The organism is Bacteroides sp. 11BF (genome assembly GCF_019633765.1).
Taxonomy (GTDB): domain Bacteria; phylum Bacteroidota; class Bacteroidia; order Bacteroidales; family Bacteroidaceae; genus Bacteroides; species Bacteroides hominis.
This window is the reverse complement of record NZ_JAFKPJ010000011.1, coordinates 176,508-196,763: the sequence shown is the minus strand read 5'-3', so window position 1 is coordinate 196,763 and position 20,256 is coordinate 176,508. Positions and strand designations below refer to the sequence as shown.

The 20,256-nt window shown below is 39.6% G+C and carries 25 protein-coding genes; 22 read left to right on the top strand and 3 right to left on the bottom strand.

Annotated elements, in window-relative coordinates; all coding sequences use genetic code 11:
• The first annotated feature begins 78 nt into the window (after window positions 1-78).
• The 22 genes from JZY04_RS13465 to JZY04_RS13360 all read left to right on the top strand — a co-directional run bounded on the left by JZY04_RS13465 (window position 79) and on the right by JZY04_RS13360 (window position 16,282).
• A complete protein-coding gene (locus JZY04_RS13465) occupies window positions 79-1,299 on the top strand; it encodes a transposase (RefSeq protein ID WP_118299854.1) in 1,221 nt (406 codons plus the stop codon).
• Between the two features lie 282 nt (window positions 1,300-1,581).
• Window positions 1,582-1,944: a hypothetical protein gene (locus JZY04_RS13460; protein ID WP_004328536.1), complete on the top strand. Its 363-nt coding sequence runs from the start codon at window positions 1,582-1,584 to the stop codon at window positions 1,942-1,944.
• A gap of 497 nt (window positions 1,945-2,441) precedes the next feature.
• Complete coding sequence (locus JZY04_RS13455; RefSeq protein WP_220575411.1) at window positions 2,442-3,038, top strand: hypothetical protein; 597 nt, start codon at window positions 2,442-2,444, stop codon at window positions 3,036-3,038.
• Window positions 3,039-3,115: 77 nt separating this feature from the next.
• Window positions 3,116-3,667 carry a DUF4240 domain-containing protein gene (locus tag JZY04_RS13450; RefSeq protein ID WP_120145244.1) on the top strand — a complete coding sequence of 184 codons (552 nt, stop codon included), beginning with the start codon at window positions 3,116-3,118 and terminating at the stop codon, window positions 3,665-3,667.
• A gap of 86 nt (window positions 3,668-3,753) precedes the next feature.
• A complete protein-coding gene (locus JZY04_RS13445) occupies window positions 3,754-4,158 on the top strand; it encodes a hypothetical protein (protein WP_122142002.1) in 405 nt (134 codons plus the stop codon).
• Between the two features lie 76 nt (window positions 4,159-4,234).
• Window positions 4,235-4,891, top strand: a complete 657-nt coding sequence (locus tag JZY04_RS13440) for a hypothetical protein (RefSeq protein WP_122142003.1) — start codon at window positions 4,235-4,237, stop codon at window positions 4,889-4,891.
• A 75-nt stretch (window positions 4,892-4,966) separates the two neighbouring features.
• Window positions 4,967-5,329: a hypothetical protein gene (locus tag JZY04_RS13435; RefSeq protein WP_122142004.1), complete on the top strand. Its 363-nt coding sequence runs from the start codon at window positions 4,967-4,969 to the stop codon at window positions 5,327-5,329.
• A 60-nt stretch (window positions 5,330-5,389) separates the two neighbouring features.
• Complete coding sequence (locus JZY04_RS13430) at window positions 5,390-5,821, top strand: hypothetical protein (RefSeq protein ID WP_120145246.1); 432 nt, start codon at window positions 5,390-5,392, stop codon at window positions 5,819-5,821.
• 58 nt (window positions 5,822-5,879) lie between these two features.
• Window positions 5,880-6,644 carry a hypothetical protein gene (locus JZY04_RS13425; RefSeq protein WP_122142005.1) on the top strand — a complete coding sequence of 255 codons (765 nt, stop codon included), beginning with the start codon at window positions 5,880-5,882 and terminating at the stop codon, window positions 6,642-6,644.
• A 2-nt stretch (window positions 6,645-6,646) separates the two neighbouring features.
• Window positions 6,647-7,477: a hypothetical protein gene (locus JZY04_RS13420; RefSeq protein ID WP_122142006.1), complete on the top strand. Its 831-nt coding sequence runs from the start codon at window positions 6,647-6,649 to the stop codon at window positions 7,475-7,477.
• Window positions 7,478-7,530: 53 nt separating this feature from the next.
• Window positions 7,531-8,052 (top strand): DUF2262 domain-containing protein, encoded by a 522-nt coding sequence (locus JZY04_RS13415; protein ID WP_122142007.1) that lies wholly within the window; start codon window positions 7,531-7,533, stop codon window positions 8,050-8,052.
• A gap of 99 nt (window positions 8,053-8,151) precedes the next feature.
• A complete protein-coding gene (locus JZY04_RS13410) occupies window positions 8,152-8,634 on the top strand; it encodes a hypothetical protein (RefSeq protein WP_122142008.1) in 483 nt (160 codons plus the stop codon).
• A gap of 75 nt (window positions 8,635-8,709) precedes the next feature.
• Window positions 8,710-9,294, top strand: a complete 585-nt coding sequence (locus tag JZY04_RS13405) for a T6SS immunity protein Tdi1 domain-containing protein (protein WP_122142009.1) — start codon at window positions 8,710-8,712, stop codon at window positions 9,292-9,294.
• A gap of 83 nt (window positions 9,295-9,377) precedes the next feature.
• A complete protein-coding gene (locus tag JZY04_RS13400) occupies window positions 9,378-9,683 on the top strand; it encodes a hypothetical protein (RefSeq protein ID WP_122142010.1) in 306 nt (101 codons plus the stop codon).
• Between the two features lie 97 nt (window positions 9,684-9,780).
• Window positions 9,781-10,377 carry a T6SS immunity protein Tdi1 domain-containing protein gene (locus JZY04_RS13395; protein ID WP_122142011.1) on the top strand — a complete coding sequence of 199 codons (597 nt, stop codon included), beginning with the start codon at window positions 9,781-9,783 and terminating at the stop codon, window positions 10,375-10,377.
• Between the two features lie 17 nt (window positions 10,378-10,394).
• Window positions 10,395-10,751, top strand: a complete 357-nt coding sequence (locus tag JZY04_RS13390) for a hypothetical protein (protein ID WP_234058932.1) — start codon at window positions 10,395-10,397, stop codon at window positions 10,749-10,751.
• A gap of 79 nt (window positions 10,752-10,830) precedes the next feature.
• Window positions 10,831-11,679, top strand: coding sequence for an AraC family transcriptional regulator (locus JZY04_RS13385; protein ID WP_122142013.1), 849 nt, complete (start codon window positions 10,831-10,833; stop codon window positions 11,677-11,679).
• A gap of 76 nt (window positions 11,680-11,755) precedes the next feature.
• Window positions 11,756-12,613, top strand: coding sequence for an RteC domain-containing protein (locus JZY04_RS13380; RefSeq protein WP_050496763.1), 858 nt, complete (start codon window positions 11,756-11,758; stop codon window positions 12,611-12,613).
• A gap of 35 nt (window positions 12,614-12,648) precedes the next feature.
• On the top strand, window positions 12,649-13,077 hold the full coding sequence (locus tag JZY04_RS13375) for a helix-turn-helix domain-containing protein (RefSeq protein ID WP_175413995.1): 429 nt from the start codon (window positions 12,649-12,651) through the stop codon (window positions 13,075-13,077).
• Window positions 13,040-15,079 carry a bifunctional DNA primase/helicase gene (locus JZY04_RS13370; protein ID WP_122142014.1) on the top strand — a complete coding sequence of 680 codons (2,040 nt, stop codon included), beginning with the start codon at window positions 13,040-13,042 and terminating at the stop codon, window positions 15,077-15,079. Before JZY04_RS13375 ends, JZY04_RS13370 begins: the two co-directional genes overlap by 38 nt.
• A gap of 12 nt (window positions 15,080-15,091) precedes the next feature.
• Window positions 15,092-15,370, top strand: coding sequence for a helix-turn-helix domain-containing protein (locus JZY04_RS13365; protein WP_005926255.1), 279 nt, complete (start codon window positions 15,092-15,094; stop codon window positions 15,368-15,370).
• 390 nt (window positions 15,371-15,760) lie between these two features.
• A complete protein-coding gene (locus JZY04_RS13360) occupies window positions 15,761-16,282 on the top strand; it encodes a dihydrofolate reductase family protein (protein ID WP_118158777.1) in 522 nt (173 codons plus the stop codon).
• Between the two features lie 105 nt (window positions 16,283-16,387).
• Here the strand turns inward: JZY04_RS13360 and JZY04_RS13355 are convergent, their stop codons facing one another.
• Genes JZY04_RS13355 through JZY04_RS13345 form a run of 3 tightly spaced genes read right to left on the bottom strand, consistent with a single transcriptional unit; the run spans window position 16,388 to window position 20,186 of the window.
• Entirely contained in the window at window positions 16,388-18,469 is a 2,082-nt protein-coding gene (locus tag JZY04_RS13355) for a type IA DNA topoisomerase (RefSeq protein ID WP_122143631.1), read from the bottom strand.
• Window positions 18,466-18,654, bottom strand: a complete 189-nt coding sequence (locus JZY04_RS13350; RefSeq protein WP_122143630.1) for a hypothetical protein — start codon at window positions 18,652-18,654, stop codon at window positions 18,466-18,468. The genes JZY04_RS13355 and JZY04_RS13350 overlap by 4 nt, the downstream gene beginning before the upstream one ends.
• Window positions 18,651-20,186, bottom strand: coding sequence for a DUF3945 domain-containing protein (locus tag JZY04_RS13345; protein WP_122143629.1), 1,536 nt, complete (start codon window positions 20,184-20,186; stop codon window positions 18,651-18,653). The genes JZY04_RS13350 and JZY04_RS13345 overlap by 4 nt, the downstream gene beginning before the upstream one ends.
• Window positions 20,187-20,256: the final 70 nt, after the last annotated feature.

Sequence of the window (20,256 nt, the reverse complement as noted above, 5' to 3'; positions counted from 1 at the left end):
AATTCAAGACAATTAAAACAACTATGAATCAGCAGTTTATAGCGAAGTGGCAAAAACAACGGAAATAACGACACGAGTATGATAGATTTGTTAAGCGACATATACACAGATGGTTGCCAAGCGAAAAAGTACCGTTTATCCGACTTCTTCAATCGGTGGTGGGACGAGTATGCACAGCACCCGGCGGAGTATATCACCCCCGAACAGTACAAGGCGGTGAACGCTATCCGTGTATGCCGTACAGCAGCTTTAGGCATAGATACATATGCTTGTCCCGAATGTGGCGAAGTACGGGAAATCTACCATAGCTGCAAGAACCGTTTCTGCCCGTCATGCGGTTGGCGTGATACGCTGAAATGGGCGGGACGCATGAAAGACAAGTTGCTGCGAGTGCCACACCGCCATGTGGTTATGACCTTGCCGCATATATTACTGGATTTGGTGAAGCACAACAAGAAAGAAATATTGAATATCTTGATGCGCACATCGGCTGAAACTGTTAAAGACTGGATGCAGCATAAGTTCGGCTTGAAAACCGGAGTGATTGCCGTGTTACATACCTACGGGGAAACGAAGCAGTTTCATGTACACACGCACATGATTATGTCGTGGGGTGGTATTGACAGCAACGGAAAGATTGTCATTCCCGAACGTGACTATGTACATATCCCCTCTATCTGTAAGGTGTTCCGCTACAAGTTTGAAAATGCGTTGATAGAACTGTTCGATGCGGGCAGACTGGAACATGATTTTCGTGACCGCATGGAGTTTATGGGCTTCATCAAAAAGGTGGCGAACAAAAAGGATTGGATTGTGCATTTGGAGCCGCCGATACAAATGCCGGAGCAGGTGATACAATATGTAGGCAGATATTCCAAAAGAGCGTGTTTGAGTGAGTATAAGATTACGGCAATGGATGGTGAAAACATTTCATTCCGCTATCGTGACTACCTGAACTCGCCTGACAGAAGAAATCCGGTAGAAAAGGAACTGACATTGCACTATCGTGAGTTCTTCCCCCGATTGTTGCAACACGTTCCCCTGCGTTACTTCCGCATCGTGAGGTATTACGGCTTCTACTCCAACAAAGGTAATTTGCCGGAAGAATACTTCGGACGGGATAAAAGCGAGATTGAGGAAACCAAATTGCAGCAGGAAGAAAGCGAGTATGAAAACCCGTATTTCTGCGAGTGCTGCGGACAAATGAGAGTTTACAGTCACACAACGGTAGTAAGTGGCGGCACAACATATACGGTTGTATTGGAGCATTGCGACATACACAGACGAAAAGCGGCATGATAGCAACATGGGATAGCTATGCCCTGCCGTGAATAAATACAGAAAAATCCCATAAAACAGAAGAAAAGAGAACAAAAAATGAATGAAATACAGATAAGAGCAGTAATAAAACAAGGAAGGTGTAAGCATGAACTTCACACCTCTTTCTGCCGGAAACAGCAGTTAAAAATTGAAGTTCTATATAATATGTAAAAAGGCAAGGCGGGTAAAACTGTCTTGAACATGAAAATTAAGCACCTAAACGGTGCATATTTCCGTGCCATTAGCAATAAAATTTGAAATATGGATAAAGACGAGATAATATCAAAATTAGGATGGTTTACTCAAATGAAGTCTATACCACCCTTAACTGATAAATTCAAAACAGAGCAAATTATCTTTTTTGAAAATATCATCCATTTCTTACAAGATAATGGATTGACAACTAAAGAAATACTAAAAAAAGGAGAAAAGCCTACAGATAATACTGAAATAAAAATTGGAGATTTAACGGAAGAGGGATTAAAGTTTTATCTGTATGGCATTAGAAAATGGCGACAAAAATACGATAGAGCAAAAGACGGGATTAAAGCAATCAATGACTTTGCTTTTATTGAAAAGAAATTAAAAGAATTTAGAAGTAAAAATATTGCTAACAAAGCGTGATAACGCCTAACAGCGTTCCCCGCTTAGCCATTAATGGTAATAAGGTATATGATAGACTATTTATATTATAGGTTTTATAGATTATGGCTTCATTCTTCTGTATCGGAAGGAGCCACATTTTTGGCAATGCTTTTGTTTTCGGTCATGTTAAGTACAAATGTATTAACCGCATGGGGTATATTAACCCAATACGGAATCATTGATTATCCGTCCGATACTCAATACTATATCATTGAAGGCAGTTTAATAGCATTGCTGTGTGGCAGATTTTTCTTCAAGAAAAGGTACAGAAGAATTATAACCAAGTATGAGGATGAAAACTCTGTGCAACGTAAAGTTGGAGTGTGGGCACTTACTGTATATATAGTGGCAACCTTTACTTGCTTTTTCATAGAGGCATTGCACAGACAGGGAAAAATATAATTTACCATTAACGAAGCAGGATAACGGACAAGCCGTTCCCTGCTGAACNCAAGGCGGGTAAAACTGTCTTGAACATGAAAATTAAGCACCTAAACGGTGCATATTTCCGTGCCATTAGCTGTAAAATGAATTGTAATATGGAAGATAAATATTCAAAGGAATGGAAACAGGTCAATATTGCCTATAACGAATACAGGCAAAGTCTCGCCTTATTTTTAGCTTGTGATGAAGAGCAAATCTATAATGATTTATCGAAGTCTTTGCGCAACCGTAAAGATGAACAAGGTTTGCATATTACGCTAAAAGTAATGATGTATGAGTATATTCCTGAAAAAATACAGATACGTTTATTAGATGATTTGTTTTTTGTTATGCTCAATACACGGGTTTCATCTTCTGCCTTAGCAAAAAATATCATCTTGGCATTAAATCAATCATCAGATAAAGAGGTAATAATTAAAGAGCAGATAATTAAATTGGTAGATAAATATGCTTTGTTCTCAAAAGATAATTGGGAGTTATTCGATATTGCCAATCTCCTTTACAGTTTGAAATACAAAGATAAATTTGCTTCTTTTACAAAAGAATATATTAAAGCATTGATGGAAACAGGATTTGTGGATAATGAGAGTGAATTAAGTAAACTTCTAAATTCAATAAAAGATAATTAGAATACAGCTAATAAGCCAAGATAGTTGCTGAACGCAGCCCCTTGTCAAACCATTAGCAACCCTGAAAAAGAAAGAAAATGACAAAAGAAGCATCCAAATTGATGACAGAAGAAAAGTTTTGGACAATCATCGAAAATTCTAATCGTGGACGAAATTTGAAAGAGTGTCTAACCCCACTTTCCGAAGAAGAATTGTTTGGGTTTAGATATTGGTGGGAATATTTTTGCAGCCTATCCTATAAGCAGGACTTATGGGCTGTTGCCTACGTCGTGCTTGGCGGATGCAGCGATGACGGGTTCGACTATTTTCGATTTTGGCTTATTGTGCAGGGGCGGAAAGTGTTTTACAACGCATTGGAAAATGCAGATACCTTGTGTGATGTGTTCTCGAAACTTGAAGATCCGGAAGGAGACGATTATCCAGAACAAGAGGACTTAGATTATGCCGTTCAGGCAATTCTTGGAGAGCGAACCGGGAATGAAGATTACTTTTATACAGCGGAAGAAAACTATTCATTACCCCAGTATGCTCACGAAATCGAATTTGAATGGGAAGAGGACGATGAAGAATCCATCCGCAAGGTTTGTCCACGAACTTTTGATAAATGGTGGGAAAATGATGTGTTCTGAACGAGGTTGCTAACAAGCGGCTAAATCTCCCCAAAGGTCGATTAGCCACCAAACATTAGTAATAACTTGATAAACATAAACGAAGTATGAATGTAAATGAGATTATTTCTAAAATCAACAATATGAATCTTCAATCCGAAGAAGATTTGCAAGAGGTAGAATCTGTTTTAACTGAAATGGATAATGCTTTAATCGAGCCTTTATTTAGATTGCTTGAAAGGCATCCACATTTCAACTTTGGCAATCCCGGTCGTGTAGTCCATTATTTGGAAAAACTTGATAATAATACTTATGCTCCTTTTTTATATGCTTCTATTCGTAGAGTGCCTACTGAATATAATATATGGATGCTTAACAGATTCTTAAACTCTCTTGACACTTCCGAAAAATCAGAAGGTATAGTGATTTTAGAAGAAACATTGCAGAAAGATATTGATGAAGGACTTAGAGATTGGGTGAATGAATGTTTGGATGAACAGAAAGAGGAATGAATTATTACTAACAAGCCAAGTTAGCTGCTAAACGCAGCTCCTTGTCAAGCCATTATAAGCAATAGTACACCAAATTATGAACGAACAAGTACAAGAACATTTTAGCTGTGCTGATTGGATCTTAATACCTGCATCCATTAGAAAAGATGTTGCAGACATATTGGGACTAACCCTTTTGTCTGAAAATGAGCAGTGGGATAACAACCCAATACTTTGTACTACTTATGAAAATGCAGACAATTATCTTAATGACCTTTTACCGAGAGTGGATAAGATATTGATTTCGTCAGTCATTAACGGATATTATATCGTTGAAGGGAAATGTTTGCGATATATTTACGAAACATTGGGTAAAAGGCTTTCGGCAAAATGCGGTGTCTATTACTTCTCGATAGATTTATGGGAATATCGTTACGCTTATGGCTATTATGAGAGAAGCCAAGAAAAGCGTTTCTATTGTGCCGAATTAGATGCTACCGGAAATCTACAAGAAGAAGACAGAGGGTGTGTATTAAGTTGTGAAAATGACGCAGAAAGCCATATCCCAAAGGTAAAGATTGAGGACGAGCAAGTTCCTAACTCTTGGTTTCTTCCTTTAGGTATAATGTTCAACTTAGGGATGATGGATGCAGAGATACAGCAAGCTCTTAGTAAACTATGCAGCATTTATATGCTGAATAGCACAGATGCTAAAATGATAAAGAATATAATAACAGAAAAATTTAGCTTATAACAAGGTCGAGATAACAGCTAAACGCTGTCCCTCACCAAACCATTATCAGTAATTGAACAACTAACAAACTAATATATGGAATTAAAAGTTTTAGAAATTTCTTATGAGTTAGATAATGAAGAAGGTCTTAACGCCTTATTCTTTCAAACAAGTGAAGGCTATTATACTATATCAAGGTTGAAAGAAGAAGATAACCTTTATATGGAATTAAATAGTCAAGTGAACGGAAAGTATTTTGATACAGAATATTTTGATTGTAGTGTTAGAAACGGCTGTATATCTTTTAATGTGCCTGAAAATAGAAATTGGGATTTAGGAATATACCAAAATATAACTTTGCTGTTTTCTCCTGTGAATATAGATGAATTTAAGAGAATATCAATGGTAGTCAGAAATATATTCATAGAAAGAACAGGTATGTATTATGCAAATGAATAGATTAATAAAACTCACTGATAACGAAGCAGGCTAACCCATTATAAACATAAATGAAGTATTATGGAAGATATAGACATCCTAAATAAATTCGACAATGATAAATTGATAGACGTAGTGAAAAATTATAAGCGTTATGGCTATGATGATGAACTCCGTGATTATGCCATCCACTTATTGGAAAAGAGAGGTTGGAGCAGAGAAGATTTACAGCAGTTCGGCTATTTAACAAACTATGATTACGATGAAGCCGAAAAGCAGTATAAAGCATACAGTAGAAATTCATTGATAGGCATTTGTACGCTTGTATTTAGTGGGGGGATTTTAGCTGTTGTTTATTTAATCTTTCTAATCCTTGCTTACCGGAACGTTGCAAAATTCTATAAGGCATTAGGGCGCAATGAAGATGAAACCGCATTATTCAACGTTCTTGGTGTACTGGCTTATTTTCATCTAAAAGGAAGAATGAAAGAAGAATTGAAAGGAGTAAGATAAATTTGCAATAATCACCTAAACTGCTAAACACAGTTGTCTTAATCCCATAATAAACAACATGTATCGTTTTGCAAACATAGTATTATTGGTTCTTGCCATTTTCATGGTAATGGGGTGTTCTTGCAGCAAAACTCTGCGTGAACGTAACATACAAGATGAAATACTTAATGTAGATAAACTCCGCAAGCAAAGTAAAAAAGAGTATAACTATATAAAAGAAGATGCTGAAAGATTGTTTGTAAATTCGGCAACGGTTTATCCCGATACATTATACTGCCAACAATACACTTCATTGCAAGGTTACTTTTATGGAGAAACCGGATTTGACTTATATTGTATGTGGTATGCACAATTTAATGCCAATAATAGGAAACACTATCGTAGCGAACGTAAGACGTTAAACAAAATATTCTATTGTGTAAACGATATGTTGAGATGTATCGCCGGGGGTGGAACTGGCTTCACACATGAAACATACCGCATACCTGCATACACAGAGTATTACATCTATAAATATCAGAATATGGAAGCTAATAAAAAGCCCCAAGATAATGACGTAAGCCAAACGATTTCAAATTTATGGCAGATAATAGCTACTTATAATAACGAAGATATGCCCTTTGAAATATTAGCTTATAAAATGAAATACATATATGAAAATATGAACTATATAAAGTCATTGCTTACTACTGAAAAATATCATTGTTGCCTGCAAGAATATATGTGCAGACTAATAAGCGAAAATGTAAGTGAGCAAGAACAATTAAGTTTATTATACCTAAATGGTATTCCTTGTCAAACCATTACTGATAATATCAGATAAAAATGAAGAAGATTAAATACATATTTTGTATCGTCTTGTGTTTTGGAGCAGTGGAAGCTACAATAGCACAAAGTGACAATAACTTGCCTTCTTTGGAAAAACAGCTTTGCTTTATTCAAGATACTTTATATATGCTACGGCAAAATTATCCCTATACGAATGATGATTATTGCGATTCTTTACAAAATAGATTCTCTAACCTGCTGGAAGAACTTTGTACAGCCGATAAAGGAATGAAATACGACTTTAGAGAATTGAGGAAAAAAGAACGGCAATTTACTATGGCTGTATCAACAGACGGGGATATGAGGGTATTTTCCCGGAACACTTATTTCGGTGGTTCGATGCCATTGTTTGCCTCTTATATTCAATATAAGGATAAAGAACACACGTATTTCTTCAATATAAATAATGATAATGATATGGGGGTATGCTATGATACTATTTATTCTATTCAAGCATCGGATAAAAGATATTACCTGCTTTCGGGAACAAGTCAAATAGCGACTGCATATCCTTTAGCAGTAATGAAAGCTGTTAGTTTTGCAAATGGAGAGTTGAAGAAAGAAACAATATTCGTTTCAGGTAATCAGCAAAAGGATTATTTATCTATCTCTTATCGTTTTGCAGAGGATAATATAGACGCACGATTATTCATTGGCAACAATTTTACGTTTCCCCGTATCGTATATCTTGGAAAACAAAAGGAAATATTAAAGCCTGTTGTTGTAAAAAATAAAGATGATACCGAATATGTTGATAGAGAAATTGAAGTTTATAAACTTGAAAGAAATAAGTATGGAATAAAATTCATCAGTAACAATGAAAGATAACATCGAAAATGTTCCTTTCTAACCATTAATAATAATTTGATTACGACAATAATATGACAGCAATAGCACAACTAAAGACAACGGATTTCCAAAAGATTGATACACCTTTGAGTTATGGGCATAGTGTATCTATATGGAGTGTGGATTGTAATGTTACAATCTTTCCAAATGGTAATGAAAACGCTGATTTATCAATACTCCTATTGCAAGTACAGCAATGCCTGCAACAGATAAACGACACTCAAAAAGAGTGTTTACAGTCCATTCTTGATGCTGATATGATAAATCTTGCAGAAGAATGGGTTGCAGATGAAGCATTTAAGGTTGAAAATGAAGACGAGGAGTGTTACCTAACAGATGAAGGCGAGAAAGTTTTTGTACCAATAGCACAAAAAGATTTCTTACAAAGCATAAAACTTCAATCTATAATTTTGGTACTTGATGAAAACGATAAAAATCCGTTGGTTGAGTTGTATTTAGGGTGTAATCCTGATTATTTCTTTGGTCATATTATTCTTTGTCGTTTTATGAACTCTAATCCAGTTCATTATAAATGTTGTGGATTAGAGGGATAATTAAGTTATTAACGAGCCAAGTTAGCTGCTAAATGTAACTCCTTGTCAAGTCATTATGAAAACAATAGGGACAATACGTTAAAATTAAATATATTAGATATGTTTCAAATCAATATTAAAAATATTATTATAAATCCAGTGAAGGACTTAGATGATATTTATATATCAGAGGCTATTGAGACAACTTATAATAAATCTGGATGTGTTGCTGAATTGAATTGGAATGGATATATTATACCCCTTTTGGGAGCTTCCATTGGAAGTTTATATCCTAACATAATTCATATGATTGAGCAGATTAATTTAGGGGAAAAATATTTTATCGAGAACTTCTTGGATAATGGATTTACAGCTAAATGGGAATGTTATATTGAAGAAGATAATTTAACGATAATGGCTTGTTTTATTGATATAGCATGTGATGATATTAAAAACACACTTAGAAGTTCACTAAATAAATGTAACATAATAAATATAAAAAGAGACTGTTTTATTTACGAATGGAATAAACTGTTAAATAGAATAGAGAATGATTTAATAAGTGTCGGTTATAACAAAATATTAGAGAGTCGTAAGAAATAACAGATACTAAACAGATTAATCGTCCTAAAAGCTGATTATTTGTTGGATATTAGTAACTATTAAAGGATAAACATTATGTACGAGAAATTTTTAAGTCAGAATATGGAATGTGAGAGGCAGGTAGCGGATGATGCTTTTCTTGCAAAGTATGCCAACACAGCCCCTAAAGAGTTGATTACCTTATGGCAAGAAGTTGGTTTCGGAACATTTTATAATGGTCTGTTTCGGTTGCTGCCACCCGAAGAATTTATCTTTTGGGATGACGCTTATATTGGAGAATCGGGACAAATCAAGCCGCAAATACCATTTATGATAACGGCTTTCGGTGATATATTCGTATGGATTTATGATACATGTCTCAATGAGAGTTATGTAGCCTATATAAATATCAGAAAAGGAACATGGAAGATAGGAGCGAGCAATGTCAAAATATTGTTTAATGTTCGTATTCTATCGAACACTTGTATTAAAATGTTTGACTTGGAAATGTTTCCTGCTTTAGTCAGCAAATTAGGACGGCTTGCAGAAGATGAATGTTACGGTTATGTTCCTGCATTGGCATTAGGTGGAGATAATGACATAGATAAAGTAGAACGTGTCAAATTTGTGCCGTATATTGATTTAATATGTCAGTCATTGGGGGATTTTGAATTTGCATGATAACAAAATTACTAACAGAGTGTGAAAACAGCCAAATGCTGTTTTTCACTTAGACATTAGTAACGTAAAAAGAAATTAGTCAGATGAGATTTAAGGAATTAATAGAGAATATAGAAAAAAGACCAAGAGGCTATTTAAGAAACGAAAGTGTGACAGAACTTTACGACTTGTTATTGGGCTTTTCATTATCAGATCATGAAAAGGATGCTGAAGAAATTGAGTTTTTTCAGCATTTCAATAAGTTTGTGAACTTATATTATTCTTTTGAAGATGTAAATTACCCATGGTCATATTTACTATTACTTAATACAGGTGGTAGTGAATGTGCTGCATTGAATATTTTCTTTGCAATTTATCATGATTTTGTGAGTAAATATTCATCAGATTAAAGAATTGATAATAAAAAATTGTTGCTAACAAACAGCTAAACCTCCCAGAAAAGGTCGGTTATCCGCCAAAATTAGTAACTATTAAAGCATAAACATTATGTACGAGAGATTTTTAAATCAGAACATAGATTGCAAAAGGCAGGTAGCGGATGGTGCTTTTCTTGCAAAATACGCCGATATAGCCCCTAAAGAGTTGATTACATTGTGGCAAGAAGTCGGATTGGGTATCTTTTGTAATGGTCTGTTCCGGATAATGAATCCGGCAGATTATCAAGAGTTCGTGAACCAATATTACCAACGGGAGTATAATGAAGCAGCAATCCCTTTCATGGTAACGGCTTTCGGGGATTTGTTCGTATATATCAAAAGTAGCCAAAAGCAACTTGGCAATCACATCGTTTTTTTGAATATACGGTATGGAACATTCCAAATTTTCACGGATAACTTTAATCTGCTGTTCAACATTCTTTTATTCAAGAATGATTCTTTGGAGTTCAGATATAAGTTAGGGCTATATCCTCGAATAAAAGAAAAACTGGGTGCGCTGCAAGGCGATGAATGTTTTGGTTATGTTCCCGTCCTGTCAGCAGGTGGAGAAGAAACAGACGAACACATACAAGTAGTTAAAATCTTTCCATACATTGACATGGCGGCTCAATTCATCGGTGAATTTGAACGTTTTGAAGCGAGGTGATTTAATAATACAGAAACATGAAAACAACAATGCCATATAAAAGAATTGAAAACGCTCTGTTTGCTATTATTTCTCTACTGGTGGGATGGCGTATCACTTCTTACTATACATCTGCTTTGCCCGACTTCGACATAGCGGCTAACGATATATTCATAACGATAAAATGCAAAATGCTGACATTTGTATTATGGGGGATTATGCTATTCCTTTTCCACTTCATCGGAAAACAAGTGAATAATATACGGAAAAGACGGTTGTTCAAGATAACTGCCGTGTTGGTATATTGGTTAATCGTGTGGGGTATCTGCTACTACCAATGCGCCATAAAAGCGGTGCAGGACTGGAATGATATGATGAACGGAAATGTCGGATAACCTAAGCATTTGCAGTTATCCGAATACCGTTGCTGACAATAAAGAAGAATAGAATGTACCAACATAGTTCTAAATCATTATGAAAACAATTACTGGATTTTTACTATCCAAAGCGGCGGAGCGTCCGGAGATATTGCCCCCTGTGCAAGAATTGGCGGACAAGATACAATGGCTGGTGAATAACAGCCGTTCACTGAAAGAGTTGGAAACCTTAGAACAGTTTGCCGGAAACAGTGAACTGCTGCACTTTGTCACCAACAGCCTGAAAGAAAGCGGAGAACTGCCGACATTGGAACAACAGGATTATAAAACCTATATTTTTCTTTTGGCATATTGTCCCGAAGATTTCGCTTTCTTCTATCTTAAAGAAAACCTTGTAGTACCTTATATCGAGCAAAACAAGCTGGACGAACTGTTGTTCTTTACCGATATGCTCCGGCAGGTTTTCGACAATCACAGATACTTGTCGGGTGTCTATAACTGGGTGTGCGACTACTTCTTTCAGGCACGGCGGGAAGTCTATCACGGAAAAGGCAGCCACATCACCGATGAACAGTTCCGCCGTGCCGAACGAAACCTGAAATACCTGCGACAGCGGTCATTCCGGGAAATGGTGCAGATAAAAGGCTATAAGGTTTATTCGCCGACCGTCCTTGCCAAATGCTGTAATATGGAATATCGTTCGTTCCGCCGCAGGTTCAAGGCGGAATTTGGAAAAACACTGTGCCAGTGGATACGTGAACAACGGGTAAAGGAGATAGCCTACCTGCTGGAATATACAGACAAAAGATTATTGGAGATTGCAGAGGACACCGGGTTTTCGTCCGCCAGTAACCTGAACGATTTCTGTGTGAAATATATGCTCGGAACTCCCGGCGTGCTGCGTAAACACCTGAAAGGACAACGGAATGTTCACTATGAAGAATAGAATGTGAGAAATGAAGAATAAAGCGGTGATTTAAAGCCTGTAACTTTGCGCCCGATTAATAAAGGAACGATTAATTATGGGACAACAGAACTTGAACGAATACTTTACCGACCTTTTGCAAAAGGTGGATTTACAAATACAGGACTTTGAAGATAACAACAACGACCCTTTCAGCCTGTGCAAACAGGTCATTGACTATCTGCAAGAAATCATAGGGGAACTGAAAGCCTTTATCATTTCCTACTCTTTCACCAGCAAGGAAGAAGAAATTTATTTCTTCAAAGAGCAAAAGCCAATAATAGCAAGTAAAATTATCTATTACAATACGGTTTACCAGTTTGAACTGCGTTTTCCGAACGGCAGCGAAGAAACGCAAAAGGAGTTCATTATGGCGGAAACCGACCGGATTTTGGCGCATTTCCAACGTAATATAAGTTTCTACCAGTATTACCGGACAAAAGCCACCTATTTAGACCATAAATATTTCCTGCGTGGGAAACCTGACATTCATATCCTTATAGACAATTTCTATTATGAAGCAGACCCACAGTTCAGCACCAGTTATGATTATAAGGTAGCCAAAATTTTAGCCATCGAACTGTTTGCCATCTACCTCACCAACCGATTGAATGAACTTGAACGGCGTTTCCAACGCCAGCAGGTCAAAAACGGGAATATAAAGAAGCTGCTCCGGTGGACGGGGACAAAACGGGCATTGGTGGAACTTATCTACGCACTCTACACCAATGGCGATTTCAATAAGGGAACGGTTGATATAAAGGATATTGTATCTTGCTTTGAAGATATGTTCGACATAGATTTAGGTGATTTCTACCATACCTACATGGAACTTAAATCCCGGACAAATGACCGGACACACTACCTGAACACCCTGCAAAAACGACTGTTGCGCCGGATGGAAGAACAGGAGTAAACCTTATCCGATTAACAAACTTTATTTCGCCACAGGTGGGTTCGCCTGTGGCTTTTTATTTCCCCGAACCGTCCAACTTTGCAGCAAATCAATTAGTTAATAAAATGGACGTAATAACAGTAGAAACAAAAGCCTTTAAGGAATTGATGGCAAAAATCAATGTGATTGCCAATTATGTATTTTCCCGTCAGGATGACTGCAAAGAGAATGAGGATGATATTTGGGTGGATAGTTATGAAGTATGTACTTTCCTGAAAATCAGCGACCGTACCCTGCAACGGCTTCGCTCCAAAGGAGAAATAGCCTACTCTACCATCAGGGGACGCAATTTCTATAAAATCGGTGAAATAAAACGGTTGCTGGAAAGCCGTTTGATAAAGAGCAATGACGAATGTATGCGTAACCTGATAACTAACCACAAGCTATATGTTAAGGAAAGACGAAATATTAGAGAGGACAAATAACGGTCTGAACGTATTTAAACATTATATTCCCGGCACGTGGCGGGTCGGTCGTAATTTCCTTAATCCGTTGTATGAGGACAGCAAAGCGTCCTGTAACATCTATTTTGACCGCCGTAGCAACAGTTATAAGCTGAAAGACTTCGGAAATGACGATTATTCAGGCGACTGCTTCTTTTTTGTGGGTATGCTCAAAGGGCTGGACTGTAACAATTCAAGCAGTTTCATAGAAATATTGCGGATTATAGACAGGGATTTGTCACTGGGACTTTCAGAGGGTAATCCCATACCTGTACCTAAAACATTCAAAGAACCGGAAAAGCCTGTACCTGCTCCGGTAGAACGTACTGGCAGACCGTACACATTCAAGGAGAGGAAACTTACCGCTTCCGAACTGGAATACTGGCAACAATACGGCATTACCCCTGAAATACTGGAACAGTATAAAGTCTGTTCAGTGGTTCAGTTCCAAAGTGAAAATGCGGATGGCAATCCGTTTTCTTATTCTTCCACTAAGGAAGAACCTATTTACGGGTATAAGAACAAACGCTTCATCAAACTGTACAGACCGTTTTCAAAAACCCGCTTTCTATATGGCGGAAACATTGGCGAAAGCTATTGTTTCGGGCTGGAACAACTACCCAGTAAAGGCGATACCCTGTTTATTACGGGCGGGGAAAAAGATGTCATGTCACTGGCAGCGCATGGTTTCCATGCGATTTGCTTCAATAGCGAAACGGTAACTGTTCCGCCGAACATCATTTATAAACTTACATTCCGGTTTAAACATATCATATTGCTTTACGATATGGATGCTACCGGAGTGGAAAGCGCAAAAAAGCATGAGAAACAACTCTGTGAATACGGTGTGAAACGGTTGCTTCTCCCTTTGCAGGGGACAAAATCGGAAAAGGACATTTCCGATTATTTCCGGGCGGGCAACAGCCGGGAAAATTTTATCAAACTATTTATCGACTTCTTAGATACAATCTATAATGAAACAATGACTATGCTTAAATCGTGTGAGATTGATTTTAATAATCCTCCGGCAAAAGCGCAGGAAATTATTTCGGCGGGTGACGTTCCACTGGGAACACAGGGGAACTTGTGCTGCATCACTGGCGGAGAGGGAACAGGGAAAAGTAACTATGTGGCTGCACTGGTGGCAGGTTCAATCCGTCCGGCGGATATTCAGATTGATACGCTGGGTATCAATGTAAGTGAGAACACGAAACATAAAGCCGTCCTGCTTTATGATACGGAACAATCGGAAGTACAACTGTTCAAGAATGTAACCAACCTGATAAAGAGGGCGAAACAGACCGACAAGCCGGATGAATTTAAGGCTTTCTGCCTTACGGGTATGTCCCGCAAAGAACGGCTGCACGCCATTGTTCAGAGCATGGACAGGTATTATTTCCAATATGGGGGTATTCAGTTGGTAGTGATAGATGGCATTGCAGACCTTGTAAGATGTGCCAATGATGAAGCGGAAAGCGTGGCAATCATAGATGAACTTTACCGACTGGCAGGGATATATAAGACCTGCATCATCTGCGTGCTGCATTTCATACCCAACGGATTGAAACTGCGGGGGCATTTAGGCTCGGAGCTTCAACGCAAAGCGGCTGCTATCCTCTCGATAGAAAAAGACGAAGACCCGGCTATGTCAGTGGTGAAAGCCCTGAAAGTAAGGGACGGTAGCCCGTTGGATGTTCCCTTGATGCTCTTTTCGTGGGACAAGGCAGCCGGGATGCACCTTTACAGGGGTGAAAAGACCCGTGAGGAGAAAGAGAAGCGCAAGGAAAAGGAACTGGTCGGGGTTGCCCGTGACGTGTTCGGCAGGCAGGAACATATAACCTACATAGACCTGTGCGAGCAGATACAGCAGATTTTGGACGTGAAAGAGCGTACCGCAAAAAGCTATATCCGTTTCATGCGGGAACGGGATATTATCATTAAAGACCCGTCCAACCAAAGTTATTTTATGATTGGTATAATTTAATCAGGCAGCCTTATGTATATAGATAAAGATGATTTTACCGCATGGATGGAACGTATCATGGATAGGTTCGATATGCAAGATAAAAAGATAGACCGGGTGATAAAAGGGCGTAACTGTTTAGACGGGGAAGAATTGCTGGATAATCAGGACTTGTGCCTGCTTCTGAAAGTAGCACCCCGAACACTGACCCGTTACCGGAAAAAGGGAATACTCCCTTTCCTTATGCTGGATGGTAGATGTTATTACCGAGCAACGGATGTACACAAGTTAATCCGTGAGAAAACCGATTAATTTTTTCTTTTCTAATGGCTTTCAATCCTGTTTTGTCGTGAGATAAGGCAGGATTTCTTTTATTGTATGCCGGACTTTTCAGGGATTTGGCTAACTTTGCAAAAGTTACATAAGAAAATAACGGCGATTGAACACTAACTTGTGATTTCGCCTTTATATATAACATATACGTTCGCCGAACGTCCCAAAGTAGAAAACTGGCACTTTTCAAAAATGTGGGGATTTTCAGCGCAAGGTTTATGCTATGATTTGTCATAGCGTGGCTTTGCCTGTTTCCACATTTAGGTATGCCAGTACCTCTACTTTGAAGCAGTGCAAGTGCCACGCTTCTTTTTTAGATATTGGCGAACAGTTTGAATAAGGGTTATAAACTGTTTAATACCTGATAATATGAAGCAAATAAAAGCGAACATCGCTGTATCTCTTGACGGGTTTATCGCAACGCCGGACAATGAACTGGACTGGATGCCCCAAAATGTAAGAACCTTACTGAATAAGGAATACGAAACTACAAATTACCTGCTACTGGGTACGAATACCTATACCTGTATTTTTGAACATTGGGGCGGATGGCCGTACAAAAGTAAAAAGACTTTTGTAGTGTCCCACTACGACACCAATGTGACCGAAAAGGAGAATGTAACCTTTCTTACCGATATGCCTTTACGGGCAATCAATGAACTTAAATCAAGTTCGGAAACCGACATTCAAGTCATTGGCGGCGGTAAGTTTATAACCTCGCTGATTGAAGCGTCCCTGCTGGATGAAATAACGCTGTATATCGTTCCGGTCATGCTGGGGGACGGTATCAAGTTTATAGGCAAGACTTTCGGGTCGAAGTGGGAACTGACCGAACACCGGGTTATAGACAATCAGGTCGTTTGCCTGACCTACCAGTATAAAGGAGAATGATTTAAAAAAGCACCCGGTGTCCCTCCGGGTGCTTCAACCACAAAAATTTCAATTATAAATCTATCTATAATGAAACTTTCTGTGGCAAATATAACGATTTCCGTCTTATTTCTTCGGTTTGCCTTTCTTTTCAGGGAACACGAAAGTAACATTAAACTGTTCGTCAAAGGCAAGTGAAGCGTCAAAGACTTTGCCGTTCTTGCTTTTAAAGCCTTTGATTAGCCCGGTTTTCCCGGTAGTCACCAGTTCGGTAATCTGTTTGTCCGTTAGCTGTTTGTCGCTCTTGTTGCGGAAGATGGTAACGGAACAATCCACATTAGAACATTTGGCGACTTTCGGATAGAAAAGGATGCGCCCGGTCTTGCATTTCGGGCAGATACAACCACTACCCGAAGCGAAAGAAAGCTGAACGTCCAAAAGTTCAGCCGTGATTTGCCGTGCATATACTTCGATACCTTTGCGGAACGTGTCGGGGTTCATTTCTCCGCTTTCTATTTTGGCAAGCGTATTTTCCCACATTCCCGTCATTTCAACGTCTGCTATCTTCTTGTCCCGGATGATGTTGTAAACGGCAAGACCTTTCTCGGTCGGGACAAGGTTCTTTTTCTCCCGGACGATATACTGGCGGGAAAACAGCGTCTCGATGATGGCTGCCCGTGTTGCGGGTGTGCCGATACCCGTATCTTTCATGCTGGCTTTCAGGTCGGCGTTTTCCAGTTCCTTACCTGCTGTTTCCATTGAAGAAAGCAAACTGCTTTCCGTGTGTAACGGCTTGGGCTTGGTCTGTTTCTCCAGTAATTCAATATCGGAAAGCGGTAAACTATCTCCGTCCTGCATGGCTGGCAGGGTGGCGTTATCTTCTCCGTCCTCTTTCTCGCCGAATACGGCACGCCATCCGGCGGACTTGATTACAGACCCTTTGACCGTGAAAAGCGACCCTGCACATTCCAGCGTTACACTGGTAACATCTTTGACGCATTTTTCAGAAAAGGCTTCCAACATCCGTCCGGCTATCAGTTCATAGATTGCCTGTTCGTCCGCTTCCAGTTTACCGGGCAGGTTTTCCGTTACTATCAGGGCGTGGTGGTCTGTTACCTTGCCATCGTTCACGGAACGAGAATTTAAGGCTTTGCCTTTCATTCCGGCAGCATACCCGCCAAAACGGGTGTACTGTTCCAAATTAACAAGACGTTCCGGGATTTCCTCGAACACGTCCTGTGAGATATAACGGCTTCCGGTTCGGGGGTAGCTGATTAGTTTACCCTCGTATAACTTTTGTGCGATGGATAGGGTTTTGTCTGCGGAAAAGTTCAGTTTCGTATTCGCTTCTTTTTGGAGTGAAGTTAAATCATAAAGCAATGGCGGTTCTTGGTTTACTTCCTTACGCTCTACGGTTTTCACCTGTACCGCTTCCGCTTCCTTTATCCTTTGCAGCGTGTCGATGGCGGGCTGCTGCATATCATACTTTTCTGTGGATAGTGCCGTAAAAGTTACATTGTCCTTAGTTGTCTGTAATTTCAGTTGCCAATACTTTTGCGGGACAAAGTGCTTGTTCTCCAAAAAGCGGGTACATATCATTGCCAACGTGGGCGACTGTACCCGTCCCAAAGAAAAAATGCCTTGTCCGGCTGCCACACTTAAAGCCTGTGTACCGTTTATTCCTATCAAATAATCCGCTTCGCTGCGTGCCTGTGCCGAAAGGAAAAGGTTATCATAAAGGCTACCGGCTTTCAGGTTTTGCAGTCCCTCACGGATTGACTTGTCTGTAAGGCTGCTTATCCATAAACGGACAAAGGGCTTGTTGCATCCGATATACTGGTAGATGTAGCGAAAGATAAGCTCTCCCTCGCGCCCTGCATCGGTGGCGACAATTATCTTATCCGACTGGTCGAATACTTCTTTGATTATCTTTAGTTGTTTCAATGCGCCGGGGTCTGCCTTGTACCCTTTTTCCGCTTTCACTTGTCGGGGTGTAAGTTGAAAACTATCCGGGATAATAGGCAGACTTTCCCGGCGGAAACTCTGTATGCCGTATGCTTCCGGCATTGCCAAACCTACAAGATGGCCGAACGCCCAGGTAACGAGATACCCGTTACCTGAAAGGTAGCCATCCTGTTTTTCACTCGCTCCTAAAATACGGGCAATGTCCCTTGCCACACTTGGTTTTTCTCCGATTACTGCAATCATTCTAATTTTGATTTTAATTGTTCCACTTCTTTTTGTCTTAGGATTTTCCGGTCATAATAGATGTGATAGCCATCTATATAATATTGTCGGTTCTGCTCGTCTATGACTTCCCAGTCTGTTTTGTAACAGACAAGGGTAAACAGGGCGAAACCGACAACCGGGATAAGGATTAATACCGCTATCATCTTTTGCGTCCCCTGCTCTGTTTGGGTTTGTCCGTCTGCTCCTGCTTCTCCTTTTTATCCTGCTTGGTCTTTTGTTTTTCAGTGGGCTTGTCCTGACCCTTTTTCAAAGGTTCTTTCACTTTCTTGGTGGCTTCGTTGGTCTTGCCTTCCGAATTGACCGCTACCTGTGTGCGGTTCTTGCTGGCGGGGGTAATTTCTTTCACGGCGGAACGGTCAAAGCTGGGATTGTCACTGTAAAAGCCTAACTTCTTCTTATCATGGTTCACCTGAATATAAGCATCATATTCGACCCCCCGCTTGTCTTTCAGTCCGGCAACAAAGATGGTTTTGTCATTGACTAAATCCTGCTGTTGCTGGCGGGATAGCTCTATTCCTGAAATGCTTTTGGGAATGGTTACACCGTCACTGGTGACAAGGCTGTTCTGCTGTGTCTGTTTCTGCCCTTGCTCCTGTGACTGTTTGGCATTGGGATAGATAAATTCCAGACTTTTCTTGTCGGCATTGACCTGAACAGTTGCGGAAAAGGGATTTTTACGGTTGGAAATCATATTTTCAAGGAATACCCCTTTTCCTTCCCGTAAGGCTTCCTTTTGTTCCTTGTTCAGTTTGACACCCTTTATTTCATCCGGTATTTGGACGCTGCTTGCACGCATGGAAACCAATTCGTTTGTTACCTTATCCACGCTGACGAAAGAGGGTATCATTTCTCCCGTGATATAGTTTTTCAGGTTTACTATCCGTCCCATGTTTCCCGTTTCAAGAAGATTGGCTTTATCTTCTTTGGAAAATTCATGTCCGAAGAACGGGCGTTCGAGTTCCGGCTTTTGTCGGATGCCATGTATCGCCAAAACTACATTTCCGTCTTTGTCGTGCCGGAAAGATAAACGTGCGTCCAGTTTCATAATGGCTGAATTGTAGTTTCCGGCAATGGTAAACGCTCCGGGTGACTTGTAGCCCCTTAACATGGGTTCTAAAGCTTTTGCCTTTTCAAGCTGTTCTTTGGATAGACCAAAATTCTTCAAGGCTTCCCAGTCCACTTTATCCGGGTCAATCACATACTTGCTTTTGTCGGGTTGCTGCGGTGCTTGCGCCGTTGCTCCCGTTTCTTTGGCTGGCTGCTGTGGTTGTTGGGTTTGGGTTTCCTGCTGTTCTTTCTTCGCTTCCTGCTTCACGGTTTCAGGTGTTACCCGGTAACGCTCTATGCCCGCTTCGTTTTCAGGTGTCGGATGATTGAAGTTATCCCTGATTATCGGCTCGATTTTGGGAAGTTCAATCTTAGGGATTTTGAAGAAGTTAAAACGGGTCGGGTTCTTCAACTGGTTCATCATGTTGGAAAAGAAGTTGGAAAAGAAATCACCGTGACGGTCGAATTTCAGAAGTTCGCTGTTGTTCTCCGGTGGTACGGTTTGGAGTTCCCCGTTTTCATCCACGCCTTTTACTGCGCTGATTGTCTTTTTCTCCTTATCCAGTACAAGAAGAATATCCATCATCTGTTCGTCAGTGGTGGATTGGTTGGCTGTGTTTACATCCATAATGTTTTGAATTTTAATGAGTAAATAAATTTTCGGAAGTAAAAGTAAGGATGAAATAGAGTATATTTAA

Excerpts from the sequence above, each read along its gene's own strand:
- JZY04_RS13380 (WP_050496763.1), top strand. The coding sequence starts at position 11,756 with ATGGGACAACAGAACTTGAACGAATACTTTACCGACCTTTTGCAAAAG.
- JZY04_RS13425 (WP_122142005.1), top strand. The coding sequence starts at position 5,880 with ATGTATCGTTTTGCAAACATAGTATTATTGGTTCTTGCCATTTTCATG.
- JZY04_RS13410 (WP_122142008.1), top strand. The coding sequence starts at position 8,152 with ATGTTTCAAATCAATATTAAAAATATTATTATAAATCCAGTGAAGGAC.
- JZY04_RS13350 (WP_122143630.1), bottom strand. The coding sequence starts at position 18,654 with ATGATAGCGGTATTAATCCTTATCCCGGTTGTCGGTTTCGCCCTGTTT.
- JZY04_RS13435 (WP_122142004.1), top strand. The coding sequence starts at position 4,967 with ATGGAATTAAAAGTTTTAGAAATTTCTTATGAGTTAGATAATGAAGAA.
- JZY04_RS13365 (WP_005926255.1), top strand. The coding sequence starts at position 15,092 with ATGTATATAGATAAAGATGATTTTACCGCATGGATGGAACGTATCATG.
- JZY04_RS13440 (WP_122142003.1), top strand. The coding sequence starts at position 4,235 with ATGAACGAACAAGTACAAGAACATTTTAGCTGTGCTGATTGGATCTTA.
- JZY04_RS13420 (WP_122142006.1), top strand. The coding sequence starts at position 6,647 with ATGAAGAAGATTAAATACATATTTTGTATCGTCTTGTGTTTTGGAGCA.
- JZY04_RS13465 (WP_118299854.1), top strand. The coding sequence starts at position 79 with ATGATAGATTTGTTAAGCGACATATACACAGATGGTTGCCAAGCGAAA.
- JZY04_RS13460 (WP_004328536.1), top strand. The coding sequence starts at position 1,582 with ATGGATAAAGACGAGATAATATCAAAATTAGGATGGTTTACTCAAATG.
- JZY04_RS13415 (WP_122142007.1), top strand. The coding sequence starts at position 7,531 with ATGACAGCAATAGCACAACTAAAGACAACGGATTTCCAAAAGATTGAT.
- JZY04_RS13345 (WP_122143629.1), bottom strand. The coding sequence starts at position 20,186 with ATGGATGTAAACACAGCCAACCAATCCACCACTGACGAACAGATGATG.
- JZY04_RS13405 (WP_122142009.1), top strand. The coding sequence starts at position 8,710 with ATGTACGAGAAATTTTTAAGTCAGAATATGGAATGTGAGAGGCAGGTA.
- JZY04_RS13445 (WP_122142002.1), top strand. The coding sequence starts at position 3,754 with ATGAATGTAAATGAGATTATTTCTAAAATCAACAATATGAATCTTCAA.
- JZY04_RS13430 (WP_120145246.1), top strand. The coding sequence starts at position 5,390 with ATGGAAGATATAGACATCCTAAATAAATTCGACAATGATAAATTGATA.
- JZY04_RS13355 (WP_122143631.1), bottom strand. The coding sequence starts at position 18,469 with ATGATTGCAGTAATCGGAGAAAAACCAAGTGTGGCAAGGGACATTGCC.
- JZY04_RS13455 (WP_220575411.1), top strand. The coding sequence starts at position 2,442 with ATGAAAATTAAGCACCTAAACGGTGCATATTTCCGTGCCATTAGCTGT.
- JZY04_RS13370 (WP_122142014.1), top strand. The coding sequence starts at position 13,040 with ATGTTAAGGAAAGACGAAATATTAGAGAGGACAAATAACGGTCTGAAC.
- JZY04_RS13390 (WP_234058932.1), top strand. The coding sequence starts at position 10,395 with ATGAAAACAACAATGCCATATAAAAGAATTGAAAACGCTCTGTTTGCT.
- JZY04_RS13385 (WP_122142013.1), top strand. The coding sequence starts at position 10,831 with ATGAAAACAATTACTGGATTTTTACTATCCAAAGCGGCGGAGCGTCCG.
- JZY04_RS13400 (WP_122142010.1), top strand. The coding sequence starts at position 9,378 with ATGAGATTTAAGGAATTAATAGAGAATATAGAAAAAAGACCAAGAGGC.
- JZY04_RS13450 (WP_120145244.1), top strand. The coding sequence starts at position 3,116 with ATGACAAAAGAAGCATCCAAATTGATGACAGAAGAAAAGTTTTGGACA.
- JZY04_RS13360 (WP_118158777.1), top strand. The coding sequence starts at position 15,761 with ATGAAGCAAATAAAAGCGAACATCGCTGTATCTCTTGACGGGTTTATC.
- JZY04_RS13395 (WP_122142011.1), top strand. The coding sequence starts at position 9,781 with ATGTACGAGAGATTTTTAAATCAGAACATAGATTGCAAAAGGCAGGTA.